The following is a 5,677-nucleotide window of genomic DNA, read 5'->3' on the forward strand; positions in this document are numbered from 1 at the left end:
TCTCGCTCCAGCGCCTTGATGCGCTCTTCTTCAGCTGTGGTCGGGCCTGGACGCTGCCCGGTATCGCGCTCCTGCTGGCGTACCCAGCGGCGCAGCGTCTCAGGCGTGCAGCCAATCTTGGCCGCGATCGACGTGATGGCGGCCCACTGCGATTCGTACTCGCTGGCAGCCTCGCTGACCATGCGCACAGCGCGCTCGATGACTTCGGGGGAATACTTGGGTTGCTTCTTCATAGCTCCATTTTCTCAAACATTGGAGCCTCTACAAAACCCGGGGCGATTCAGGGGTGACCGATATCACAGCTGGGGCGGTCAAGCGTCGCAATGACTCTCCCCGAATGACTCCTGACGGGCATCGCAGGCACTCGGACTCTATCTAACCTTGTCGCGGCAACTTCCATCCGAATCATCGATGCTCGACATTTCGGGCCCAGGGTGCTTAACAGCTCCATCTGCGTCCAGCCTCATGTTGTCAGTGGCGTGTCCATGCTTGTCCTGCCCGAATCGCTGTGAATGGTAGATGCTGGTTTGGCCTGAGAACAGATAGCTTACAACGCAGGCGACGCCTGCATACACACCGGCTTCGGCACCAAAGAGTTCCATCGCCATCAGTGTCGAGGCCACGGGAGTATTGGTCGCGCCCGCAAACACGGCAACGAGGCCTATCCCCGCAAGTAAGGGGTAGGGCATGTGAAGTACGGGAGCTAGTGCGTTTCCCAAAGTCGCACCGATGTAGAAAAGTGGAGTGACTTCCCCGCCTTTGAAGCCGCTACCAACCGAAGCGATTGTAAAAAGCATCTTGGCTGCAAAATCGTATGAGGGTAACGGCTTCTCGAAGGCTTCGACAATGGTGGGAACTCCCAGGCCAATGTATCGGTCAGCTCCAAAAAACATCACCGCTCCAGCAACAAAAAGTCCACCGATGAAAGGGCGAAGGGGCGCGTATGGGATGGACTTCTTCATCTGCCTACTTACGGCATGGGTGGCCTCAGCGAACAACTTGCCGGTCAGGCCGAAGACGACGCCGGCAAGTATCATCGCGACCGTTCCCCAAATGGAATGTTGAGGTATGGTTGGGATGAGGTAGACAGTGTGATGAGCGCCAAGCATAGTGCCAACTTGGTCAGCAACAGTTGCCGACACCATGCAGGGAAGGAGAGCGTTATAGCGCAGACGCCCGATGGCTAACACTTCAAGACTCCAGATGGCGCCAGCTAGTGGAGTGCCAAATACAGAAGCGAACCCCGCACTTATGCCGACCATCAGCACAATGCGGCGGCTTTCCTTTCCTAGCCTGAACAACTTGGTGACTTGGTCAGCTAGTGCCCCACCAATCTGGACCGCCGTTCCCTCACGTCCCACTGAGGCGCCGAACAAATGTGACACGACAGTGCTGCCCAAGGCCAGTGGAGCCATGCGTAATGGGATGAACTTCTTCGTGTCATAAATTTCGTCGATGAGAAGATTGATACCGGAGTCGACGTGTCTCCCGAACTGCAGGTAGAGCCAACTGACTAAGAATCCGGCCGCAGGAAGCATCCAGATAAGCCAGCGATAACTGTTACGTGAATTTGTCGCCCAGTCCAGGGCGAACAAGAAGAAGGTCGTAGTAGCGCCTACTATCACCGCGACTACAGTCGACAACAATGTCCACTTCCCTACGTAGAGAAGCAATTCAGTTTGCTCAAAGAGCTTTATGGATTTCATGCCTGCCCAGAAAGATTATTAGTCAAATCTGAACACGCAAGAGACTAAGGGACATGCCTACATCTTCCCACGCGTTCAAGGAATATGTAGGCATCATCAGCCCCAAGGGCGGTTAAGGGAGGTATGCCATCTCCATGCGAATGATTCTAGCAAAGCAGGGTGTGCGTTGCTGAGAAAATTACGCGCCGGCAGAGGTGCGGCGTGGGATTGAGAGAAGAGCTAGTGTGAGCAAGCCAAACAATGCGCCCAAGTAAAATGTCGCAGGGGCACCAAGTCTCTCCCATATCACGCCTGCGACAGTACTGGCGGCCAACATCGCGACGCCGCTCACAAGGTAGAAGAAACCGAATGCAGTCCCCCTCAACTCGACCGGAGCCGTATCAGCCACCATGGTCGCAAGCAAGCCCTGTGTTAGCCCCATATGCAGTCCCCATAAAGTCGCCCCGGCCAGCACTGTCGTCCAGTGGTCTCCATACGCCAATACCAAGTCGGCCGCAATCAGGACGGCCACACCAATCATGAGAAGTGTCCGATGTTCCATCCTGTCGGCGAGCTTCCCGGCCGGGTAAGCAGAAACTGCATAGACGAGGTTCATAGCAACCATGACCAGCGGAATAAGAGCAACCGACAGTCCACCCTGCATCGCTCGAAGAACGAGGAACGCTTCACTAAAGCGCGCCAATGTGAAGACTGCACCGATGCCTACTACCGCCCAATACGGAGATGTAAGTTTTCGCAGATTTTCCGCAGAAATCGGGTTTTTCCGCCGGCCGGAAGACGGCTTGATAGGCTCGGTTACCCCAATCGCAAGGAGCAACACAGCCATCACTCCTGGAATCACCGCAATCCAGAACACGCGCCGAAAATCGTTTGCCCATAGCAGCATCAGACCGACGGCAAGTAGGGGACCGGCGAAGGCCCCAATCGTGTCTAGTGACTGGCGTAGCCCGAATGCTGCGCCGCGTAGGTGAGGGGGCGCAATGTCGGCTACCAGGGCGTCCCGTGGTGCCCCCCGAATGCCTTTCCCAACCCGGTCCGCAAACCGAGCGGCTATGACCACCCCAACCGATGGTGCAAGAGCAAAAAACGGCTTGCTGAGCGCCCCGATGGCATATCCGGTAAAGGCAAACCATTTTCGATTTCTGAAATAGTCGCTAAGAACTCCGGAAAAAATCTTCACTATCAACGCGGTGGCCTCAGCAATCCCTTCGATTAGCCCAACAGTTGCCACGCTTGCGCCAAGCGACAGAACCAGGAACATTGGCAGGAGACTATGAATCAACTCCGAGGAGATGTCCATGAGCATACTGACGAACCCCAGTACCCAAACGGATGGAGGAATCTGTCGCAGGACACTAAAACGTTTGTTTTTCATCGTTGCTCCCGCCAAGCAGATACGTCACACGAATTTAGTTGGAAAGGCTAAAAACGGGTACTACACGTCGTTGACTTCGAGCTCGACAGCCTGTCTCACTCTTCGGAGCATTAAACGCGAGAACATAATGGAAGACATCTTCGACATTGACCAGCTCGCTGTGCTCATGGGCGACAGTGTGGACATCATCGAACGCAACATGAAGCAGAATCCGATACAGGTGCCACCGCTGATGTATGTGCGTGGAAATCCAGCTTTGAAAAGATGGCGCCTAGACACCGTGGAAGCTTGGGTACGCGGGAGGGAGGCCGGGCGCAGTTCAACAAAGCGGCGACGTCGAGGCGTTGAGTCCTGACCTAGGCTTGACGCGGTATAGCTGGCAAAACGGGTGCCGGGACGAGCACGTTCTGCACAAGTAGGTTTGTGTACACCGCGGCGGGGGAAGGGACTGAGCGTTAGCCGCGATGGCAGTCACTTCATGTCAATTACGGGAGCGTCAAAACTGCCATTGAGGGGATTAATCCGAGATGACGATAAAGAGCATCGCCACTACGGATACCACGACAATACCTCCGAGAAGAACGAGGAGTTTGGCAAATTTCGATTCGTCACCCGAGACCTCCAGCATCCAACGCAACATTTCCATGCCCTTTTGATAGTAAGGTCCTAGTCTAGCACCTGCGCCTGGTGGCGGGACGACTTGCGCACCTTGTTTGCGTACTTGACTAGGACGCGGAGTCGAGAAACATGCTTCAATCAGGTCTGCCCAGATTTTTCACCCACACAATAAGTGTGAAAGCTCCCTTAATCTGCGTGCAGGAAGGCCGGTCAGCCATGCCCCTTGGCGGCCAAAAGATGTTGCTGAGCCGCGAATGGGCTGAGTCAGCCTCGTGCTTGACTAAATGTCACATTACTTCCGCCCACCATAAGACTACTCATCTGCTGCGGCAACGAGCACGTTGCCTAATCCTCGAACTCTACACAGTGACCGCATACGGTCGCTTCCCACGGACGCTCGCCACCTCTCCCTAAATCTGCGTGCACAACGCAAGCTATTGGACTCGCATCCGGCAAGTAGCGGTGCCGGCAACCAGGTATTCGTCCAAGTCATATTCCAGTAGGCTCCCTAAATCTGCGTGCTCGCGTGAAGTCCTTCAGGTACCCTGCAGCAAGACAGTCGAGCGACTGCCTAATCCAAATCCGTGGGAATCAGGTCCTACCTTGCCCTAAGGTCAAACACACTGCGTATCGGCCACACGTCGCGAAATCGCAGGAAAAAATGTGGCGCAAACCTCCTGCACTAACACTAGACCTATCTTGGTCAACATGCCCTAGCTAGCTAGCCAGAGGGCGTGGACGCCCAGCATCCCGCTGCCATCTCGCACTGTCAGGGTAGGTTGCCACTGTCGAAGTGTGTCCATCAAGCAAATTTACACATCGACGTTGTGGTGAGTAAAGCTCTCATCTAGTATCCTCCCGCGGAGCGACCGATATTTGTGTGTCGCTAGTGCTAGCAACGAGCCACCACGAGGCGCCCTAGATGAACGCCATGTCTTTGGACACACCGTACCAGTGACGCATACAGAGCTCGCACGGATACGAAACATGATTGCATCGCATTACGGTAAGTATGTGCAAGCGGCAGTCAGGTGGGCATTGTGCAACGAGCGTGTTGGTCATCAGCATCTGACGTCATTAGCGTAATTGCATGTGCAGAAAATTTGAGTAGTCTAATTCGCAACAAGGAATATCGATGGCAAACGAATCAAGAGCAGACGCCCTAATCAGTGGACGCCAGGCAGTTACGGTCGCAAGGCTGACACGCTGGATGGGGCCATATGCCACCCTCTTACAGATGTTAGTACTTGGGCTGCTTGCGCTTTCGATTTCCCGTATCGGATTACTTCTTTGGCAGTGGGACCGGGTAGAGGCTACCGGGATACTTGGTCGTATCCTCGTTCAGGGCGTGCGAGCAGATTTAATTTTGCTCGGGTATTTGCTCGCTATTCCCCTTGTCCTCGCTCCTCTATTTGCACACCAAAAAACCGCCACGTTTTGGAAATTGTTTACAACCGTTTGGGCGACAATCTCCCTGGTTTTTATTGTTTTCATGGAGCTGTCTACTCCCCAATTCGTTATGCAATTCGACGTGAGGCCCAACCGTTTGTTTGTCGAATACTTGTCGTATCCGACAGAAGTAATAGCAACTTTGTGGAACGGCTTCCGTGTCGCAGTGATACTGGGCCTATGCGGCACGGCGCTGATTAGCATTGTCCTTTTCAAGGTGTTGTACTCAGCTTCTAAACGTACAGTGATGTGTAAAGTGGACCCATCAGTCAAGACACTGAGCCGGCTAGTTTAAGCTGTGTCCATTTCCACTTTCGCAGCTGTCCGGCGCTGCCCCGTTTCGCCGTTTTTCTCCGGCGCCTGGTCCGCGTTGCTAAACTTGTCGACGATCAGCGCGCCTCCCCCAACACCAGCAATGTAGACATGGTCCGGCGTCTCATAGCCCAGCGCCTGATGCGGACGCTCGGCGTTGTAGAACGCAAAGTACTGCGCCAAACCCACTGTCAGCTCGGCCATGTTGGCGTACCCC

At 54.4% G+C, this 5,677-nt stretch carries 6 protein-coding genes and 1 riboswitch; of the genes, 2 read left to right on the forward strand and 4 right to left on the reverse strand.

What is annotated here, in order from left to right; translation table 11 throughout:
• From YWC_RS0126695 to YWC_RS0126705, 3 genes are all read right to left on the reverse strand, one after another.
• On the reverse strand, positions 1-233 hold a 233-nt coding region (locus tag YWC_RS0126695; protein WP_027868084.1), incomplete at its 3' end, for a transposase.
• A gap of 138 nt (positions 234-371) precedes the next feature.
• On the reverse strand, positions 372-1,706 hold the full coding sequence (locus YWC_RS0126700) for a voltage-gated chloride channel family protein (protein WP_027868080.1): 1,335 nt from the start codon (positions 1,704-1,706) through the stop codon (positions 372-374).
• Positions 1,707-1,786: 80 nt separating this feature from the next.
• A riboswitch (Fluoride riboswitch) is annotated at positions 1,787-1,849 on the reverse strand.
• 35 nt (positions 1,850-1,884) lie between these two features.
• Positions 1,885-3,081: an MFS transporter gene (locus YWC_RS0126705; protein WP_036216360.1), complete on the reverse strand. Its 1,197-nt coding sequence runs from the start codon at positions 3,079-3,081 to the stop codon at positions 1,885-1,887.
• Between the two features lie 127 nt (positions 3,082-3,208).
• On the opposite strand from YWC_RS0126705, the gene YWC_RS31125 reads away from it, so the two are divergent.
• Both YWC_RS31125 and YWC_RS0126715 read left to right on the forward strand, forming a co-directional pair.
• Positions 3,209-3,436 (forward strand): hypothetical protein, encoded by a 228-nt coding sequence (locus YWC_RS31125; RefSeq protein ID WP_036216362.1) that lies wholly within the window; start codon positions 3,209-3,211, stop codon positions 3,434-3,436.
• A 1,398-nt stretch (positions 3,437-4,834) separates the two neighbouring features.
• Positions 4,835-5,443: an LTA synthase family protein gene (locus tag YWC_RS0126715; RefSeq protein ID WP_156923919.1), complete on the forward strand. Its 609-nt coding sequence runs from the start codon at positions 4,835-4,837 to the stop codon at positions 5,441-5,443.
• Here YWC_RS0126715 and YWC_RS34000 read toward each other — a convergent pair.
• On the reverse strand, positions 5,440-5,677 hold a 238-nt coding region (locus tag YWC_RS34000), incomplete at its 5' end, for an integrase core domain-containing protein (RefSeq protein ID WP_027868083.1). The genes YWC_RS0126715 and YWC_RS34000 overlap by 4 nt on opposite strands.

This window comes from Massilia alkalitolerans DSM 17462, assembly GCF_000427785.1.
Taxonomy (GTDB): domain Bacteria; phylum Pseudomonadota; class Gammaproteobacteria; order Burkholderiales; family Burkholderiaceae_D; genus Telluria; species Telluria alkalitolerans.